Raw genomic sequence first — 17,808 nt, forward strand, 5'->3', positions numbered from 1 at the left:
GATTGGGTAACACATATTATGAGGCAACGACGCCATTTCAAAAAACCTTCGGTAACAATATTTATGAGCCAATGCGGTGCAGTGGGGGAGCCAACAAAAACCTTGCATCTCTTGACCTCCTGCCATATATTCAGCCTTCGTCTGCAAATTTTCGAAATTATCACAAACCAGTCACGCACACGCAAAGAACATGACCCCGTCGGTATTCAGGAAAGGACAGCTTTCGGCGCTGTGGTTGCGCGGAAGCCACCTCGGCGCAAAGCCCACGGGCTTGGTCTGGGCGGCGTATGCGGCCGGCGAGAACGAGTTGGAATGCACCTGCGTGTCGGGTGCATTTTTTTTTGCGGCAATAGGATCACACCGGCGCAACTTGCCCCTCTTTGCCAGCACGAATCTCTGAACGGACTCCTGTGACGTGAGGAAAATATGATTGCTGATGTTCTACAAACGCTCCTGGCCCTGCAACAAATCGACCGCCAACTCCTCGCTTTGGAAAAGGCAAAAGGCGATCTGCCGCAGCGGTTGAGCGAGTTGAAACAGAATCTCGAGCAAGCGACGCGCAAGCGCGATGATGCCCGTGAGCGGTACGGCCAGCTCGAACGCAACCGCCGGGCGTTGGAGGGCGAAGTGGCGCTGGCCAGGGAACGCAAGAAGAAATACGAAACCCAACTCTATTCCGTCAAAACCAACAAAGAATACGACGCCATCACCCTGGAAATCGAGACCGCCGAGCAGGAGGTCGATCAGGGCGAAACCCGCATTCTCACGATGCTGGAGGAGGAGCGCAAGCTGCAGGAAGAAATCGGCGCGCACGACACAGCCATCGCGCAACTGCAACAACAAACGCAGCAGCAGGAGGCGGAACTGGCCGTCTTGCTGGAGGAAACCCGCAGCCAGGTCGAGGATTTGGGCAGAAGGCGCAGTGAGCTGGCGCGCACCTTGAAGCCCAATCTGCTGCGCACGTATGATCGCATCCAGCGCAGCCGGGAAGGCACCGCCGTGGTGGTGCTGGCGCGGGGAAGCTGCGACGGTTGCGGCACGCGCATCCCGCCGCAGCGGATGATGGAAATTCGCGAAAACCGGGAAATCTACTATTGCGAAAATTGCGGCCGCATATTGGTTTGGCTGGAAGAAGAACATGCGGTGACGGTGTAGCGGAGTGAGCCGGACCACCGCGTCCCGCCACGCCTCGGCGCCGGCGAGATGAGGAAAGTCCGAACACGGCAGAGCAGAGTAGGAGGTAACGCCTCCCGCTAGCGATAGCGCTACAGGGCCACAGAAACCAGGTCTGCCCCGCTGCGCGGGGCAAGAGTGAAAAGGGTAACCAGTACTTCGTGCAAGTGCAAATAGGCTTACGTTTGTCCCGCTTTATTGAGAACGGCGAAGTGAGAGCGGGACATGAAGGGCGGCTCGCTCGAGTAAGCGGGTAGCATGCTCGAGGCTGTTGGTGACAACAGTCCCAGATAAATGGTGGTCATCCCGCTGCGGCGGGAGACAGAATTCGGCTTACAGGCTCGCTTCGCAAAGGGCACAGTCAACGCTGTGCCCTTTTCTTTGCATACCCCAAAAACAAGGGAGTCGGAATGAAAGGCATCATTCTCGCCGGTGGCAGCGGTACACGTCTTTATCCCATCACTCATGTCATCAGCAAGCAATTGCTGCCGGTTTATGACAAACCGATGATTTACTACCCGCTCTCCGCCTTGATGCTGGCCGGTATTCGGGAAATTCTCATCATCTCCACCCCGCAGGATTTGCCGCGCTTTCGGGAATTGCTCGGCGACGGCCGGCGCTTCGGCTTGCACTTCAGCTATGCCGAACAGCCGCGGCCGGAAGGTCTGGCCCAGGCGTTTCTGATCGGCGCTGATTTCATCGGCCCCGATCGCGTGGCCCTGGTCTTGGGCGACAATATTTTCTACGGCCACGGCCTGCCTGAAATGCTGCGCCGCGCCGCCGAACAGGAATCCGGCGCCACGGTGTTCGCCTATTTCGTGCGTGATCCGGAACGCTACGGCGTCGTGGCGTTCGATGCCACCGGCCGCGCCATCAGCATCGAAGAGAAGCCGGCAAAGCCCAAATCCAACTATGCGGTAACCGGCCTCTATTTCTATGACAATCGCATCATTGAAATCGCGAAACGCCTGCAACCCTCGGCGCGCGGCGAATTGGAAATCACCGACGCCAACCGCGCCTATCTGGAAACCGGCGAATTGCGCGTGGAGGTGCTCGGCCGCGGCTTTGCCTGGCTCGACACCGGCACGCATGACTCACTCATCGAAGCCTCGACCTACGTCGCGACCGTCGAAAAGCGCCAGGGCTTGAAGATTTCGTGCATCGAAGAGATTGCCTATCGCATGGGCTATATCTCGGCAGAGCAACTGCGCCGCCTCGCCGAACCGCTCGCCAAGAACGAGTACGGCAAATATTTATTGGAACTGTTGCGCTGAGACCGACACCCGGATCGCACCGTTTTTCCTGCGCGGTTGCCCCCCATTCAAAAAGACTTCAAGCTCGCCGGAATAAAGCTGCCTGTCAGGAGTAATGTAGGCAAAACGACACTTGCACGAATTACTCTTGACAGGAGAGTCTCATGAAATCGCGTCTGTTTTTCCTTTCACTGTTGCTGGTGCTGTCCGGGGCGTTGCAGGGTCAGGGGCTCATTATCCGCCCGGATTTCCAGCCGGCCAGTCTGGAATTGCGCCGTCACACGATTACCGCCCAAATCCACGAACAAATCGCAGTGGTGACAGTCGAGCACGAGTTTTACAATCCCGGCTCGGCAACGGTCGAGGGCACTTTTCTCTTTCCGCTGCCGGCCAGTGCGCACGTTTCGCGCTTTAGCATGAATGCCGACGGCAAGGAGATGGCTGGCGAGTTGTTGAGTGCGGAGGAGGCACGCCGCATATATGAAGACATTGTGCGCAAGCAACTCGATCCGGCGCTCCTGGAAATGGCCGATTACCGCACGTTTCGCGCACGCATCTTTCCCATTCCCGCCCAAGCCACACGCAGGCTGACACTGCGCTACGACGCCAACCTCGCGCGCGAGGGCAACACGGTCACGTTTCAGTATCCCGTGCAGGGCACGCTCACGCCTCGCCGTGCCGGCGGGCCGTGGCCGGAACCCATGCCGCGCCCCGGCGTGCCGATTCCACTCGAAGACGAACGCGCCTACCAACCGGAAAGCGTGAAATCCCGGCAGAGTATGCTGCATCTCGAGTTGCAGACGGAAACTGCGCTGCGCAACATCTATTCGCCTTCGCATCAGGTCGAAATCCGCCCGGAAGGTGACCGCCGGGCGACCGTCGATTGTGAGATGAGTGAGGCGCTGGAGGGCCGCGACTTCCTGCTCTACTATTCGCTTGATCCCAATGAAATCGCCACAACCTTGTTGACGCATCGCCCGGAAAGCGACCGACCCGGCTATTTCATGCTGCTCATCTCGCCGCAGGTTGAGTTGCAGGAGGATCAAGTTTTGGCGCGGGATCTGGTTTTGGTGCTCGATACTTCGGGCAGCATGGCGGGCGAGAAGATCACGCAGGCGAAAGCGGCTCTGCGCTATTGCTTGCAGCGGCTCGGCGAGCGCGATCGTTTCGGGCTGGTAACCTTCAGTTCCGAAGTCAGGCTGTTTCGGCCGGCTTTGGCCGGCGCCAGCGCGCGCGATGATGCGCTATGGCACGTTGACCGGCTGGAGGCGACGGGCGGCACCAACCTCAACGAGGCACTGCTGGCGGCACACCAGCTCTTGCGCGAGACGCCGGCAGGCCGCGGCATGATTATCTTCCTTACCGACGGCCTGCCCTCCACCGGCGTGCAGGAGGAGGGCCAGATTCGCCGCAATCTGCGGCAAGCCAATCACAATGGCGTGCGCATCTTTTCATTTGGCGTCGGCTTCGATGTCAACACCAAGCTGCTCGACGGCATCGGCCGCGACCATCATGCTTTCGCCGACTACATTGCGCCCCAGGAAAACATCGGAGCACGCGTGGCGAAGTTCTATGAAAAAGTGCGTTACCCGGTGATGGGCAACCTCACCTGCGAATTTCGCGGCACCGATGTGAGGTTGTTGTCGCCTCGCCACTTGCCGGACTTGTTCAAAGGCGGCCAGATTATCCTGGCGGGCCGCTATCAAGAGGCCGGGCACGCCAGCATGACATTGCGCGGCCAGGTCGGCGAACGCTGGCAAACCCTGCAGTACGAATTCGACTTTCCGCAGCGTGAGCGCGCGCGTGAGTTCGTCGCGCGTTTGTGGGCCACGCGCCGGGTGGGTGATTTGTTGGAGGAGATCCGGCTGAACGGTGAAAACGCGGAATTGAAAAATGAAGTGATCAGCCTGGCGAAAGAATTCGGTCTGGTGACGCCCTACACTTCCTATCTGGTGCGGGAAGAAGAGGAATTCGCCGGGCGGGCGCTGCCGGGCGAGGTGCGCTCCTGGGAAAGGCCGGTGGCGCCTGCGCCGGCAGACCGCATGTTGCTGCAAGCCGCATCCGGTGCGGAAGCGGTTGCGCTGAGCAAATCGATTCGCGCGATGAAGGATGCCGCCGTGGTCGCGGAGGACAAGCCGGGGCGCCTGAAGGTGGTGCGAGGCCGGACGCTGACCCAGCATACCGGCGGTGTCTGGATTGATGCGGGGTTCAAACCCGCCATGGCAACTGTGAAGATCCCCTTTGCCTCCGCAACCTACTTCAGGTTTCTGCGCCTCTTCCCGGAAGCCGGGGATTTCTGCCGCCTCGGCCAGAAAGTGATTTTCAAATGGCGGGAAACGTTCGTGGAGATTGGAGAGCAGGGAGCGCAACAGTTGGACGAGGCCGAGCTGCGCAAGCTGATCAAGTGAAAAATGCTGCGCGGCGCCGGCGCGCAATTGGAAAGACCTCGCAGCCACTTCAAAACCTTGTCTCGGTCTATGCCTGGGCAAGGTTTTGCTGTTTTGATTTGGATTTTTTGCAGAAACTTCGCATAATGGCGCCAGCCAATGGAAGTTCGGTTGAAACAAATATTGGAGAGTCATCATGAGCCTGTGGGAAAAAATTGCCAGAGATCTGCAGCAAAGCGCCACGACCTTCTCGGAATTGGCCAGTGATTGGATCAAGAGCGGCGCCGAGGCGTTGCGTGAGGGTTTGGAGACGGCATCGGAAAAGACCGCACAAGCCACCAAGCTCGCCAAACTGAAGTGGGAGAAGAATCTGATCCACCGCGAGATCGAGAAAGCATTTCTCGCGCTCGGCGGTCAGGTCTATGAGTGGCACGTGCAGGGCAAGCTCTCCGAAGTCGCGACGCTGGCACAGGACAAATTCGAAGCGCTGCGCGTCCTGGAAAGCAAGCTCGAAAGCAAAGAGAAGGAAATTGCCGATCTGCAAGACGCCGCAGCCGCCGCCCCCTCCGACCCAGACACGACGACTGCATCTGCCCAATCATGACACAGACAGGAGACCAGCATGAGTTACATCAACAAAGCCTACCAGCCCAAGCCCACGGAGGTCTTGTGCAGCTATTACCTCGAACCGGCGCCCAGGAACACCCTGGCCGATGCCGCCGAAGAGTTGTGCAAGAAAGCTTCTGTTGATGTGGTTGGAGGAGAGATGGTGCATGGGCTGCGCGCCTGTGCCTACGCGGTGCATGAGGAAGGCACGCAGGTGGCCTTCCCCGCCGAGTTGTTCGAGGGCGGCAATATCCCGCAGATGCTCACCATCATTGCGGGCAAGATCTTCGGATTGGAGAAGATCGCGAGCTTGCGGCTGCAGGATGTGTGCTTTCCGGAATGGTGGATTAAGAGCTTTCGCGGTTCGGCGTATGGCAGTGGGCTGCTGGCCACGTTCTTCGGCAATCCGGCCCGGCCGCTGGTGGCCTCACTCATCAGCCCGGAAGTCGGCTTGACGCTCGCCGCTTACAAGGAAAAGGCGCGAGCTTCGTTTCTGGGCGGCTGTGACATCGTGCGCGACAGCCCGCAAATCTGCAACATGCCGGCGAATTCGTTCGAGAGCCGCGTTGACACGATTTTGGCGCTGGCGCGCGAGTGTGCCGAGAAGACCGGCATGCCCAAGATGTACTTTCCCAATGTCAGCGGCCCGGGCCACGTGGTGCTGCAGCGCACGCAATTTGCCGTCAAAAAAGGATGCCGCGGCGTGGTTATCGATTTCCAGGCGTGCGGGTTCAGCATGCTGCAAATGCTGCGCAGTGAATTTCCCGAGTTGGTGATCTATGCCGACCGCACCTCGCATGCGACCACCGCCCGCAACAAGCGGCAGGGTATCTCGATGACTACGCTCGGCAAGCTCGCCCGGTTGGCGGGCGCCGATCTGGTTGAAATCGGCTCGATCACCGGCGACATGGTGGAAACCGAGGCGCACGTGGTTCAGCTTCACACCAATCTGCTGGCGGATCTCTTCAAGACACGCGATCCGAATCGCTTTGATCAGAATTGGCACGGCCTCGGCAACAGCCTGCCGGTCACCTCCGGCGGTTTGAAGGCTGCAGATGTACGCGGTCTGCGCCTGCGCTTTGGCAATCAACTGGTTCTGCAGTTTGGCCGCAGCATGACCGGCAAGGAACACGTCTCCCAGCATCATGTCGAGATGTTTCTGGATGAGTTGGGCCCGCTGGTGCCGCTGGTGTAGCGCTGCGGGGTCAAAGTTGGCGATGGTCGTGGGATTGGTTTGAGCTGTGACAATACTGAACGGTAGGGCCGCGGAACAGCGAGAGCCGCGAGGGACACGAGTGTGACTGAAGAGTGCTTGTCGTGAGGGGGAACGAGTCTATGCTTGTGCCGCCTCCAGATTGGCGACGCGGCCCTCCAGCTCTGCGATGGCTTTGTTTTGCCTGTGGTCAGAAGCCTGTAAATTGCTTATCTCAGACTGCAGGCGATCTTGTCCCGCCCCCAAGGCCGTCTTCTCCTGGTCAAACAGTTCGAAACGCCGCAGCACGGTATCCATCATAGTCAGCATCTCGTTGCGAAACTGAGCGTCACGTTTTTCGATGTCCGCAATTTGGCTGGCAAGGGTGTCGAATCTCTTGACCACGGCATCGACGAGATTCGCAAACTTCTCGGAGTTCTCGTCTCGCAGAGACTGGATTCTCGTTGTGGTCTCCTGTTGCGCGGTGTGCAGGCCGTCACTCATTTCTCGACGCACAGACTGCAGGCCGTCACTCATTTCTTGACGCACCGAATCAAATCGTTCATTGGTTTCAGTGCGAAATGAGGCCAGGTCCTGAGCCAAGCCTTCGACACGCTTCTCCAACCGGTTCAGTTTTTTGAGAACCGGACTGTCTTTTTGAGGACGCTTGCGAGGTTTTGTCGGCATGAGATGTTTCTCCCTCCCTCAAGCAATGCCTTTCACTTCACAGCCAGGCGGGCGAGCGCGCGCCTCGCGGGTGGAGGCGCGTCGGACTTGTTGTTTCCCCTGAGAACCAGCAGTGCGCCCACTAGGAATCGAACCTAGAACCTCCGGATTAAGAGTCCGCTGCTCTGCCAGTTGAGCTATGGGCGCGAGACATCACAACGATGATCGAATCGAGAAGTGAGGGTGGAGAGAATCGAACTCTCGGCCAACGGCTTAAAAGGCCGCTGCTCTACCGGCTGAGCTACACCCTCGACCCAATTCGAACAAAACGCCGCCAATATAAATAATCCATGCCTGGCAGTCAATCTAAATTTCCACCGATTTGAACGCCACAGGGAGCTTCGCGCGGACCTGCCGAACTTCGAAGAATTTGGATTCCGGTCTCGCGGCCAGCAGGGTCGCTGGGCAAGCACTGTTTTGGCAGGATGAAGTAGAAAGCACGGCCTGAGGGCTGGTGTCGCAAATGCCATGACCACGTGAAGACTGGCCTGCCGGCGCGCTGGTGCGGCGGGAAGCTGAGCCCCAGTAGACTGCTCAGGAGTTCATCTTCTGCAGGAATTCTTCGTTCGATTTCGTGCCCTTCATGCGCTCGAGCAGAAATTCCATCGCTTCCACCGAGGACAATTCGCTGAGAAATTTCCGCAAAATGTAGACGCGATTGAGCTCAAAATCACTCAGCAGCAGCTCTTCCTTGCGCGTTCCCGATTTGTTGATATCAATGGCCGGGAAAATCCGCCGGTCGGCCAAGCGCCGGTCCAGTTGCAGTTCCATGTTGCCGGTGCCCTTGAACTCTTCGAAGATGACTTCATCCATGCGGCTGCCGGTGTCAATCAATGCTGTGGCGATAATGCTCAAACTACCGCCCTCCTCGATATTGCGCGCCGCGCCAAAAAAGCGTTTGGGCCGTTCCAGTGCCGTGGCATCAAGACCACCGGAGAGGATTTTGCCCGAGTGCGGCACCACGGCGTTGTGGGCGCGCGCCAGTCGCGTGATCGAATCGAGCAGAATGACCACGTCCTGACTGTATTCCACCAGGCGTTTCGCCTTTTCCAAAACCATGTCGGCGACTTGCACGTGCCGCTCCGGGGGTTCATCGAAGGTCGAGCTGATGACTTCGGCATCCACCGAGCGCTCCATATCCGTCACTTCTTCCGGGCGCTCGTCGATGAGCAGCACGATGAGTTTGATTTCGGGGTGATTGGCGCTGATGGCGTTTGCAATTTTCTGCAGAATGGTGGTCTTGCCGGTTTTGGGCTGGGCGACGATCAGCCCGCGCTGGCCCTTGCCCAGCGGGGAAAGCAGATTGATGACGCGCGAAGCATAGTCCCGCGCATCGTGTTCGAGCTTGATGCGCTTGAGCGGATACAGCGGAGTGAGATTGTCGAAGAGGATCTTGCTTTTGGCGACATCCGGGTTTTCGAAGTTGACGGCTTCGACTTTGAGCAGCGCAAAGAAGCGCTCATTTTCCTTGGGCGGCCGAATCTGCCCGGACACCGTATCGCCGGTGCGCAGGCCAAAGCGCTTGATCTGGCTGGGGGAGACGTAAATGTCATCCGGCCCGGGCAGGTAATTGTAGTCCGGTGAGCGCAGAAAGCCGTATCCGTCCGGCAGCACTTCCAGCACGCCGTCAGCGAAGATCAAACCTTCCTTCTTGGTTTGCTCCTCCAGGATGCGAAAAATCAAATCGGATTTCTTCAAGCCCGCAGCGCCCTGCACGTTCAATTCCTGTGCAACTTTGTTGAGCTCTGCGATCTTCATGGCTTTCAGTTCGGCAATATCCATAACAAGCCCTTTAGATTAAAAGTGATCGCTCGGAGAAAGCTAGATTCATCGTCTGGGTAAGACTCTTGCCTTGGCCGCGAACGGCAGCAATTGATGTTGGTCAGAGTGATGCACCGGAGAGATGAGCAGTCATACCGATTGCGGGCGGCGCGGCCGCACATAAAACCTGAACGGAGATTGAAGCGGCTGGCGGCACCAAACAGAAATCATCGCGTGGCAAGCATGGCCGGCATGCTCACCACCCTCAACAACGCGACGCGCAGTGGAGATTGAAGCTCTCGGAACGTCTGTATCTGATGTCTTGCAGCAAATCGATCAGAAGTACGCTAAGCAGGTCGCAGGCTCTCTTCGGTTTGAGCGCTGAAGAAGTGGGATTTACTCATGTCAAACGTGAGGGGCAACTGGCTGCCGATTGGGGGCTCCGTGCGGGAGTTGATGCGGGCAACCAGACTTGTCGCGCCAAGATTGACATACAAATATATTTCACTGCCCATCGGCTCGACGACTTCGACCACGCCGGGGGTTTCCGCCGTCTCCTGCAAGCCGGCGGCATCGCCGGCCAGATGGATATCCTCCGGGCGGATGCCAAATACCACTTCCTCCCCCACGTGGTTGCCAAGCGAGGGCGCAAAACTCTGCGGAATCGGAAACGCGAATTGCTCACACTGAAATTTCAAACCGCCGTTGCGCAGCACCTTGCCGGGAATGAAATTCATCGCCGGCGACCCAATAAACCCCGCCACGAATTTGTTCGCCGGGTGATGATACAGGTTCAGCGGCGTATCCATCTGCTGCACCAGGCCGTCCTTCATCACAACGATACGATCGCCCATGGTCATGGCCTCGACCTGATCATGCGTCACATAGACCATAGTCGTCTCCAGCCGGCTGTGCAACTTCGAGATTTCGATGCGCGTCTGCACGCGCAGCTTGGCATCGAGGTTCGACAGCGGTTCGTCGAACAGGAAGACCTTGGGCTTGCGCACGATGGCGCGGCCGACCGCCACCCGTTGCCGCTGCCCGCCGGAAAGAGCCTTGGGTTTGCGATCCAGGAATTGCTCGATCCCCAGGATTTTGGCGGCTTCCTTCACGCGCGTCTCGATTTCCGACTTGGAATACTTGCGCAACTTCAATCCGAACGCCATGTTTTCGAAAACCGTCATGTGCGGATAGAGTGCGTAGTTCTGAAAGACCATGGCAATATCACGGTCTTTGGGCGGGACTTCGTTGACCAGGCGGTCGCCAATGTAAATCTCACCGCTCGAAACCTCTTCGAGACCGGCGATCATGCGCAGTGTCGTCGACTTGCCACATCCGGACGGTCCGACTAATACCACAAATTCCTTGTCTGCAATCGAAATATTCGCACGATTGACGGCAACCACGCCCTTGTCATAGACTTTGCTCACATCGCGTAATTCAACACGGGCCATACGGAAGGATGGATGATCAGTGGTTCAGAGTAACGATAGGTATGACAGAATGGATTATCTTGTGCAGGATTAAAAAACGCGGTGCAATGTAAATATTCGAAGTCTGATTGTCAAGCATTTTGTCGGCAGCCGAGGCACACCTTGCCAACGAAAACCGCCGGCATCCGCAACGCTCTGCCGGCGGCTTTTCCATAATCCTCATAGGGTTACCTTTTTTCTTCAATGCGGGCCGCGCGGCCTTTCAGCTCACGCAGATAGTACAGGCGCGCCCGCCGTACTTTCCCGCGGCGCAGATGGTCGATCTTCTCAATGTTGGGGGAATGCAACGGGAAAATGCGCTCCACGCCGATGCCTTCCGAAACCTTGCGCACGGTAAAGGTCTCGTTGATCCCGTGCCCGCGCCGTTGAATCACGACGCCTTCAAACGTCTGCGTCCGTTCTTTGTCACCCTCGACGACTTTGTGGTGCACCGCCACTGTGTCGCCGGGCCAAAAATCCGGATGATCGTTGCGTAGTTGTGGTGCCGTCAGGGCATTGACAATGTTCATCTGGGATATCCTCCTTGACCGTAGTCGTTTTCATTTCGGTTGCAGTAAATCCGCTCTGCGCTCGCGGGTGCGGGCTTCCGCCATGTTTTTTCTCCACTCCGCAATCTTGGCATGATGGCCGGAGAGCAACACCTCCGGAACACGCAGGCCGCGAAACTCCTCGGGTCGGGTATAATGCGGGTAATCGAGCGAATCCTGCTGAAAGGAATCACCGCTCGCCGAATCCCAATCGCCCAACACCCCGGGAATCAATCGAATCGTCGCGTCGATGACTACCATGGCCGGCAATTCGCCGCCGGTCACGACGTAGTCGCCAATGGAAAGTTCTTCCGTCGCCAGACATTCGCGCACGCGCTCATCGACCCCCTTGTAGTGCCCGCAAATGAAAACCACCGTCGGCAGCTTGGCCAGTTCATTCGCGCGCCGTTGCGTGAAGCGCTCGCCCTGCGGTGACATCAGGATGATCGGCGCGCCGGCAAGCTCGTAATGCGCGCGCAGATGATCGAGACAGGCGAAAATCGGCTCCGGCTTCAAGATCATCCCCGGGCCGCCGCCATAGGGATAGTCGTCGATGGTGCGATGCTTGTCGGTGGTGTAATCGCGCAAATCGTGTATGAGAATCTCAGCCAGCTTGCGCTCGAGGGCGCGCTTGAGGATGCTCTCGGTCAGCGGGCCATTGAAGAGCTTCGGAAATCCGGTGACGACGTGAATCTGCATTTCATTCAATCACGGCAAGCTGGTGGAATCGTCGAGCAATCCCTCCAGGGGCTCGATCACAATGCGCGGCACCGCCACTTCGACACTCTTGATCACGGAACTGATGGCGGGAAGCAGCCATTCCCGGCCGGAAGCGTCGCGCACAACCCAGACATCATTGGCGGGATAGGGCACAATGTCGCTGAGCATTCCCACCAGCCGGCCCGCACTGGTATACACCGGCAGGCCCAGCAGATCAAAGGGGTAGTATTCCTGCTCCCCAGTGGGCAGACACGCTTCGCGCGCAATGACGATCTGCGCGCCACGCAACGGTTCGACCGAAGTAAGCGAGTCCAGTTGATGAAACTTTATGCGCAGGCCGCGGCTTTCGACGATGACTCGCTCGAGGCGGAACGACCCCAATGATCGTCCCTGCAGCCGCAATTCCACGGTCTCGAGGCGGCGAAAGCGCTCGGGGTCTTCGGTTTCAGGCACGACTTTCACCATGCCGTGCAGGCCGTGGGGGCGCACGATTACGCCAATCGTGACTTCCTTGACATCTGCCATGGGGAATTTCTTCGGGTTTTCGGCAGGGCTTCGCGTGCGCAAGCTGACCGCGCGGTTACCGCCTCCCGCCGGGCCACGTCAGTCGTGCGGTCGCGTCGCGGGAATTGCGGCAGGCCCAGGCTCGTCAGGCAATCCGGTCATTCGAGAATCTCCAACACCGCCCGTTTGCCGGTTTTTGCGGAGGCCGCGGCCAGCAAAGTGCGCAACGACTTGGCTGTTTGCCCGTGCTTGCCGATCACCTTGCCCATGTCGCCCTGGCCCACGCGCAGCTCGAATACCATGGTGCGCTGGCCGTCCACCTCGGTGACCACGACATCGCCGGGCTTGTCCACCAGATGTTTGACAATGAACTCGACAAACTCCTTCATGATCAACCCTCCATTGGGTTCATTCCTCGAGATTCTAGAGTCTGCGCGAACTCGAAAGCAGATCAGAATCGCAGAGATTTTCGCTGCTTCAGGTCGATATCGAATCTGCGTCCCACACCGTTCGATCGAGGCAACCCGCTTGTGTCCCACCACATGATCCATAGCACTACACAAGAGTATGTCACTCAGGCGGCGAAAACGATTTTCCCAGGAGAGGGTTGAATCAAAAAGATCACATGACGCACCACGACTGCCCGGCGCTGTGGCCAACAACCGTGCGCCGGTTGAACTCAGGCGTTGCTGTCCGCGTTGCCCGGCGCCTCGGCCGGCTGCGCGGGTTCGGCCTCTGCCTTTTTCTTGCTCTTTTTCTGCAGCCGTGCCACTTCCAACCGCTGGCGCTTCTCGGCTTGCTGCGCTTCCCACTTCTTCAGTTCTTCGCTGATTTTGGCGTCATCTGCGCCACGGCGTTTGAGATGCCATTTCAGCATGATGCCGCGCCGGCTCAGAATGTTGCGCACCGTATCCGTCGGTTGCGCGCCGGTGCTGAGCCAATACAGCGCGCGCTCTTCGTCAACGGTCACCGCTTCGGCTTCCACGCGCGGATTGTAAATACCGATTTTCTCCAAATACTTGCCATCGCGCGCGGCGCGTGAATCAATGGCAACGATGCCGTAAATCGGTTGTTTCTTCTTGCCCATTCGGCTCAGGCGAAGATGAACGGCCAAATCGAACCTCCTTACATCGTTTGAGTTTGGGTAATTGTTGTTCGGAAATGTCGCCCGGCGGCCCGTACGCCGCCGCCGGCCCTATCCTCGCGACGGTCGCCCTTTGCGCCCGCCGATCTGTTTCATCATCTTCTTCATCATTTCGTACTGCTTGAGCAGGCGGTTGACTTCCTGCACGCTGTTGCCGCTGCCCTTGGCGATGCGCAGCCGCCGGCTGCCATTCAAAATCTGCGGCCGTTGGCGCTCCGCCGGTGTCATCGATTGAATGATCGCCTCCACCCGCACCAGAGCTTTTTCATCGACTTCGACATCTTTGGGAATCTTGCCGCCCAAACCCGGCATCATGCCCACCAACTGATTCAACGGACCCATCTTTTTGACCGACTGCAGTTGGTCGTAGAAATCCTCCAGCGTGAACTCCGCCCGGCGCAGCTTCTCCTCCATCTTGCGCATCTTCTCTTGATCGACCGCCTGCTGCGCCTTTTCCACCAGGGTGATGATGTCGCCGCGGCCCAGAATGCGCGAGGCAATGCGCTCCGGATGGAACTTTTCCAGGGCGTCGAGTTTCTCGCCGGTGCTGATGAACTTGATCGGCTTGCTGGTAATCGCCTTGATCGAGAGCGCCGCGCCGCCGCGCGCGTCGCCGTCCATTTTGGTCAGCACCACTCCGGTGAAATCCAGCCGCTGCAAAAACGCCTGCGCCGTGTTGACCGCGTCCTGGCCGGTCATGCCGTCGGCGACAAAAAGAATCTCATGCGGCTTGAGGTTCTTTTTGATGTTCACCAGCTCCTGCATCAGTTCGTCATCAACGTGCAGCCGGCCGGCCGTGTCCAGAATCGCGATATCCAGCATGCGCTGGCGCGCTTCGGTGATCGCGGCCTTGCAAACCTCCAGCGGCGTCGTGTGCGGCCGCGAGAAAAAGCCGGCGCCCGCCGCTTCGGCCACAATGCGCAATTGCTCGATCGCCGCCGGCCGCTGCAAATCCGCAGCAACCAGCAGCGGCCGCCGTCCCTTGGCCTTCAGAAATTTTGCCAACTTGCCACAGAACGTGGTTTTGCCCGTGCCCTGCAGGCCCACCACCATGATTACCGCGGGCGGGATGCTGCTTTCACGCATCGGCGTGTCGTTGCCGCCGAGCAGCAAGGTGAGCTGCTCGTGCACGATTTTGATCATCTGCTGCGCCGGCGTGATGCTGGTCAAAACTTCGGCGCCCACCGCCTTCTTTTCGACGGCCTCGACGAAATCCTTGGCAACTTTGAAATGAACATCGGCCTCCAGCAAAATGCGCCGCACTTCGCGCGAGGTCTCGGCGATGTTCTCGGCTGTGAGCTTGCCATGGCCCTTCAGCTTCTTGAAAAGGTCTTCGAAATGACCGGTGAGCTGTTGAAACATGCAATAATGAAAGCAAAAATATCCGCCGGACGCGGATAGGAACGTTCAAAATCGAGCCGAAATTTGCTTGTAAAGCCGCGAAAGATATAAAAAAACCCTGTGGGATGCAAGCTAATTTTCTGGCTCTACAAGCTTTAGGGAGAACAACTTCTCTCCTTCCCGCCTGCGGTTCCCAGACTGGAAAGAAAGAACTTAACCGGAATCATTCTCCGGCAGCAGCGTTTCACAGCGCGATATTCGGAGCGAAGAATCTCCGGGACCCGGCCTGCACGGGCCGGGCCGATGCCGGCGGCAATGCCCCCTTGCCAACTGCCAAACCGGTTCAGCAAGCTCCTCGCCAAGGCCGGACCGAGGCCCGGAATGATCTCCAGCACCTCGCGCTGCGTGCGAGCAAGTGAAGTCGTATGGCCGTTAGCCAAAGTGGTCTTGCGCTCGACCACCACCGCCGGCGACAGGAGATAGTCACCCGCGGCCAGATGCTTCAGCCGCACCTCGATCCCCTTCTGGCTGAGCAGGCGGGGAATGCCCGCAGCGCGGTCGCGCAAATCGGCAATCAAACCGGCCGCGGCGTCATCAACGCGAGACGTTTTCCCCGCTTGCGACGGCGCGGGGGCGAGGCGCAGCCCTGCCGCGCCCCGCCGGCCGCTCCGCACTCAGCGCACCACCATCAGCTTGCGCACGGTGGCAAATTCCCCGGCAACGATCCTATAGAAGTAGACGCCATTCCGCACCAACGCGCCGCTCTGGTCACGGCCATCCCAGTTCACCGCAAAGGTGCCGGGTTGTTTGACCTCCTGCAGCAGCGTCCGCACTTCGCGGCCGAGGACATCATAAACGCGCAGACTCACCGCCACGCCGCCGGCCGCTTGCGCCGGAATGTCAAAGGCGATGCGGGTCGCGGCGGGCGCGCCACTTTCAGTCGCCAGCACGAAGGGGTTGGGATAACTCTGCTGCAACGCAAAAGCTGCCGGCATTGCGGCAGGCGCCTGTTGCTCAGCCACGGCTGTGGCGGCGGTCACATTCAACACCACGGCAACCGGCCGCACCGCGTTGTTCGGATCGTTGCTTCGGATCTCCAGACGCGCGACGTTTTGCCCGAGATTGGCGGAGGCGCTCGTCAACTCCACCACAATCGTATCACTCTCGCCCGGGCCCAAACGGCCACGCATCGGCGCGGCCACAAGCCAGGAGAAATCGAACACGCGGAAGTCACGCTGCTGTTCTTCCAACTCGTAGGCCAGTGTATCGACGGTGCCGGTGTTGGTGATGAACACCTGGCGCTCGCGCTCTTCCCCCTGACGCACAGCCACGACCACCGAAGTGGCCGAAACCTGCAGGTTCGGCGCCTCCGGCCCGACCTCGGCCGCCGAAACCACGAGATTGTAGTTCCCAAACTTGGCATTGCGGTTGGCCGGGCTGCGGCGGCTGCGAATGTAGAGCGGCCCGTTCTGCGCCGGCTGATACTCAACGAGCGAGCGCAACACTTCAAACGCATTGTTGTCGCCGGGCGTGGGCGTGCCGACGTTGTCATTGGCCGCCAGTTCGGTGCCGTCCGCGGCATGCACGCTGAGATAAGTATCCGCGCCGTCGCGCATGGTATTGGTGCTGACCGCATACTTCACGCTGGAGAAGGCCTCGAACACCAGCCAGTCTTCATCACCCTCGGGATAATGCGTGTGATGCGTCACCGCGCCGCCACCGACCTGCGCATAGGAAAGCCGCACCGCTTTTTCGAGCGTGTTGTCGTCTTCAAACTCGTCGGGGAAGAATTGCATGTTGTGATTGCGATAGAGCATCTCATTCAGCGTGGCACTTTGCGGATTGGGGAGGTTGGCATTCCAGGTATCAACAAAGTCTTCGAACGACTGCGGCTCGGTGATCGCCGCCATCAGAAAGGAGGCGACCAACCAGGTCTCGTCGAAAGTGCGCGTCATCTCGTAACCGGGTTCGTCATCCACGCCGGGCGTGGCATCCGGCGTATCGGCACCGTCGGTCATGTCCCATAAGGCGGATTGCACCGCGTTCTCGGAAGAGGCACCTTCGCCTTCGCGGCCTTCGAGATCATAAGAGAAGCTGAAGCGGTTGCGCGTGGAATCGCCGAGCGAGTTGAGATAGACATTGGGCTTGTTGTCGCCGCGCCACTGCCGCACGTGCGAAGCCCAAAACGTCGGCCAGCCTTCCCCCCAGGAAAGCCGCGGATCTTGCGCACTGTCGCCGATGAAATGACGGCCGCCGGGATTGTCGTCAAAATCGCCGTAGTTGCGTTCGACATAGTGGCCCAGCTCATGCAGGATGATGGTGTCGTCATAGCCGTAATTGGGCCCCAGAAAAACGCCGCCACCCGGTCCGGCGCCTGAGCTGTAATAGGCAAAATCGTCGGTCCGGTTGATGTTGAAATTGACAATGGTTTTGATCGGCGCCTGTGGCCGGGTGCCATCCACCACTTGCAGGAAATCGGCATTGTCCAGTATGTTGTCATAAATATTGAATGGCTCGCCGCCGGCTTTGTATTGCGCCACCGCCGTCCCCATGTTGAAATCCTGCGTGGGATTGTGATTGGGAGAAACGCCGCCTTCAAACGCATGTGGCGCGGTGCCATTGCGGTTGGTGCTGGTCATCACCATCACCGCTTGCTGCAGACCCGGCGTGTTCTGGCTGTTGGCGACCACCACCACGGCAATGGTGCGAATGGCGTTGTCATTCACCGTGATGCTGAACTCACCATTGAGGCCGGTAGCGCCCTGCGCCACCACCGAGTTGGTGCTGGTGTCGAGAACCAAAACGTCTGCCAGACGAATCGGCTTGTTGGGTCGTGCGCCCGTGAAGCCGTTGATATCGAGCTCGAGATCCTGATACAGAAAGCGGCCCGTTACCTTGTAATCGGCGCGGGCGGTCGCCGCGGCAAGCAGCAGCACAACAAAACTGCAGGAATGAATGGCCTTTTTGAAACCCATGATTTT

At 58.6% G+C, this 17,808-nt stretch carries 17 protein-coding genes, 2 tRNA genes and 1 other RNA gene; 7 read left to right on the forward strand and 13 right to left on the reverse strand.

What is annotated here, in order from left to right:
* The 7 genes from L6R21_23525 to L6R21_23555 form a co-directional block, all read left to right on the forward strand.
* A partial coding sequence (locus L6R21_23525; protein MCK6562184.1) for a hypothetical protein occupies nucleotides 1-194 on the forward strand: 194 nt, incomplete at its 5' end.
* A 232-nt stretch (nucleotides 195-426) separates the two neighbouring features.
* The gene (locus L6R21_23530; protein ID MCK6562185.1) at nucleotides 427-1,155 is read left to right on the forward strand and encodes a C4-type zinc ribbon domain-containing protein; all 729 of its coding nucleotides are present in this window, start codon (nucleotides 427-429) and stop codon (nucleotides 1,153-1,155) included.
* Between the two features lies 1 nt (nucleotide 1,156).
* Nucleotides 1,157-1,525: RNase P RNA component class A (rnpB, locus tag L6R21_23535), an RNA gene on the forward strand.
* A gap of 58 nt (nucleotides 1,526-1,583) precedes the next feature.
* Entirely contained in the window at nucleotides 1,584-2,447 is an 864-nt protein-coding gene (gene rfbA, locus L6R21_23540; protein MCK6562186.1) for a glucose-1-phosphate thymidylyltransferase RfbA, read from the forward strand.
* Nucleotides 2,448-2,590: 143 nt separating this feature from the next.
* Nucleotides 2,591-4,834, forward strand: coding sequence for a VIT and VWA domain-containing protein (locus L6R21_23545; GenBank protein ID MCK6562187.1), 2,244 nt, complete (start codon nucleotides 2,591-2,593; stop codon nucleotides 4,832-4,834).
* A gap of 175 nt (nucleotides 4,835-5,009) precedes the next feature.
* Nucleotides 5,010-5,417: a hypothetical protein gene (locus L6R21_23550; GenBank protein ID MCK6562188.1), complete on the forward strand. Its 408-nt coding sequence runs from the start codon at nucleotides 5,010-5,012 to the stop codon at nucleotides 5,415-5,417.
* Between the two features lie 18 nt (nucleotides 5,418-5,435).
* Complete coding sequence (locus L6R21_23555; GenBank protein ID MCK6562189.1) at nucleotides 5,436-6,614, forward strand: RuBisCO large subunit C-terminal-like domain-containing protein; 1,179 nt, start codon at nucleotides 5,436-5,438, stop codon at nucleotides 6,612-6,614.
* 138 nt (nucleotides 6,615-6,752) lie between these two features.
* Here L6R21_23555 and L6R21_23560 read toward each other — a convergent pair whose 3' ends face one another.
* The 13 genes from L6R21_23560 to L6R21_23620 form a co-directional block, all read right to left on the reverse strand.
* Nucleotides 6,753-7,298 (reverse strand): hypothetical protein, encoded by a 546-nt coding sequence (locus L6R21_23560; protein MCK6562190.1) that lies wholly within the window; start codon nucleotides 7,296-7,298, stop codon nucleotides 6,753-6,755.
* Between the two features lie 113 nt (nucleotides 7,299-7,411).
* Nucleotides 7,412-7,484: transfer RNA gene (locus L6R21_23565), tRNA-Lys, on the reverse strand.
* Between the two features lie 31 nt (nucleotides 7,485-7,515).
* Nucleotides 7,516-7,588 (reverse strand) — tRNA-Lys (locus tag L6R21_23570).
* A gap of 283 nt (nucleotides 7,589-7,871) precedes the next feature.
* Entirely contained in the window at nucleotides 7,872-9,119 is a 1,248-nt protein-coding gene (gene rho / locus L6R21_23575) for a transcription termination factor Rho (GenBank protein MCK6562191.1), read from the reverse strand.
* A 326-nt stretch (nucleotides 9,120-9,445) separates the two neighbouring features.
* Nucleotides 9,446-10,552 (reverse strand): sn-glycerol-3-phosphate ABC transporter ATP-binding protein UgpC, encoded by a 1,107-nt coding sequence (gene ugpC / locus L6R21_23580; protein ID MCK6562192.1) that lies wholly within the window; start codon nucleotides 10,550-10,552, stop codon nucleotides 9,446-9,448.
* Between the two features lie 206 nt (nucleotides 10,553-10,758).
* A complete protein-coding gene (gene rplS, locus L6R21_23585; protein MCK6562193.1) occupies nucleotides 10,759-11,100 on the reverse strand; it encodes a 50S ribosomal protein L19 in 342 nt (113 codons plus the stop codon).
* A 30-nt stretch (nucleotides 11,101-11,130) separates the two neighbouring features.
* On the reverse strand, nucleotides 11,131-11,817 hold the full coding sequence (gene trmD / locus L6R21_23590; GenBank protein ID MCK6562194.1) for a tRNA (guanosine(37)-N1)-methyltransferase TrmD: 687 nt from the start codon (nucleotides 11,815-11,817) through the stop codon (nucleotides 11,131-11,133).
* A gap of 9 nt (nucleotides 11,818-11,826) precedes the next feature.
* Nucleotides 11,827-12,363, reverse strand: coding sequence for a ribosome maturation factor RimM (rimM, locus tag L6R21_23595; protein MCK6562195.1), 537 nt, complete (start codon nucleotides 12,361-12,363; stop codon nucleotides 11,827-11,829).
* Between the two features lie 137 nt (nucleotides 12,364-12,500).
* Entirely contained in the window at nucleotides 12,501-12,731 is a 231-nt protein-coding gene (locus L6R21_23600; GenBank protein ID MCK6562196.1) for a KH domain-containing protein, read from the reverse strand.
* A 290-nt stretch (nucleotides 12,732-13,021) separates the two neighbouring features.
* Nucleotides 13,022-13,456: a 30S ribosomal protein S16 gene (gene rpsP, locus L6R21_23605; GenBank protein ID MCK6562197.1), complete on the reverse strand. Its 435-nt coding sequence runs from the start codon at nucleotides 13,454-13,456 to the stop codon at nucleotides 13,022-13,024.
* 81 nt (nucleotides 13,457-13,537) lie between these two features.
* Nucleotides 13,538-14,848: a signal recognition particle protein gene (gene ffh, locus L6R21_23610; GenBank protein MCK6562198.1), complete on the reverse strand. Its 1,311-nt coding sequence runs from the start codon at nucleotides 14,846-14,848 to the stop codon at nucleotides 13,538-13,540.
* Between the two features lie 134 nt (nucleotides 14,849-14,982).
* Nucleotides 14,983-15,405: a hypothetical protein gene (locus tag L6R21_23615; GenBank protein ID MCK6562199.1), complete on the reverse strand. Its 423-nt coding sequence runs from the start codon at nucleotides 15,403-15,405 to the stop codon at nucleotides 14,983-14,985.
* Between the two features lie 96 nt (nucleotides 15,406-15,501).
* Nucleotides 15,502-17,802, reverse strand: coding sequence for a hypothetical protein (locus L6R21_23620; protein ID MCK6562200.1), 2,301 nt, complete (start codon nucleotides 17,800-17,802; stop codon nucleotides 15,502-15,504).
* Nucleotides 17,803-17,808: the final 6 nt, after the last annotated feature.

This window comes from bacterium, from assembly GCA_023150945.1.
GTDB lineage: Bacteria > Zhuqueibacterota > Zhuqueibacteria > Zhuqueibacterales > Zhuqueibacteraceae > Coneutiohabitans.